This is a genomic window from Pseudoalteromonas sp. P1-25 (genome assembly GCF_001401805.1).
Lineage (GTDB): Bacteria > Pseudomonadota > Gammaproteobacteria > Enterobacterales > Alteromonadaceae > Pseudoalteromonas.
On the sequence record NZ_LKDW01000071.1, the window covers coordinates 1 to 1,413 of the forward strand.

A 1,413-nucleotide genomic window follows, 5' to 3' on the forward strand; every position below is an offset into this window, starting at 1 on the left:
TGTTACAATCACCGTAACGGATGAAGCGGGTAACCCGCAAACCATTACGACCGAAGTGCAAGCCGATGGCACCTTTAGTGTAGATGTGCTTAATGAGTTAAGTGAAGGTGAATTTACCGTTGAAGTATCGATCACCGACTCTGCAGGTAATGAAACCACAGCCACCACTACAGGCGAAGTTGACATAACTGCGCCGGTTGTGACGATAAATGCGTTAGGTGATACGAGTGATACTACTCCGACACTATCTGGTACAGTTAGCGGCGAGCCTACGGGGTCAACCGTTACTTTAACCGTAACGGATGCAAATGGTGCAGTGCAAACAATCACAGCACAAGTTATTGCTGATGGTAGTTGGACGGTTGAAGTACCTGTTGCTTTAGCGGAAGGCAGTTATACGGTTGATGCTAGTATTAGTGATAGCGTCGGCAATGAAGGCACTGCAAGTGCCTCTGGCACCATTGATACAAGTGCGTTAACTATCACTATCGATGTCATTGGTGAAACCAACGACCAAACACCGCAAATAAGTGGTGATACTTTTAATGCAGAAGTGGGCTCGTCTATAGAAGTTCAGATAACAGACTCTACTGGGGCAACGATCACCCTAACCACCGTTGTTGATGCAAACGGACAGTGGAGTGTTACACCACCTGCAGATTTACCTGAGGGAAATGTATCAATCAGTGCAACTGTAACTGATTTAGGCGGTGGCTCAGCCACCACCGAGCTTGATGCTGTAATTGATATTACGCCGCCGACTATACAAATTAACGACCTAGAAACCAGTAATGATACAACACCAATTATTGCTGGTAATACTACAGGCGTTGTATCTGGCACTGTAATAAGCTTGACTGTTACTGACTCCCAAGGCGTTATTCGCTCGTTTAATACGACAACGGATGCACAAGGGAATTGGAGTGTAGAGCTTTCTCAAGAGTTGGCTTCAGGGGATTATACTGTACAAGCAGAGGTTTCTGATGCTGCAGGCAATAGTGCTTTAGATACAGCAACCGGTAATATCGATACTTCAGGGCCAAGTCTAACCGTTGACTTTGATGCTATAACTAATGATACAACACCTACTATTTCAGGCACGAGTGATGCCGATGTAGGCACTACGGTTACTGTGGTGATTACTGATGAAAACGGTGTAGAACAAACATTGACTACCACAGTTGATGCCAATGGAAATTGGACAGTAACCCCTCAGACAGAGTTGAATGAAGGTGATAACACCATCGAAGTGAGTGTGTCTGATGAAGCAGGAAACACGACAACAGTAACCGATACAATTACTCTAGACACGCAAGCACCCACGCTTACGATACAAAATGTAGGCGATGTAAACGACCTAACACCGACATTACAGGGCACCAGTAACGAAATTGGCGGCACGGTGACACTCAC

1 protein-coding gene is annotated in these 1,413 nt (G+C 45.6%); it reads left to right on the top strand.

Annotated features, from left to right (window positions below; translation table 11 throughout):
* On the top strand, window positions 1-1,413 hold a 1,413-nt coding region (locus tag AN393_RS19530), incomplete at both ends, for an Ig-like domain-containing protein (RefSeq protein WP_200909060.1).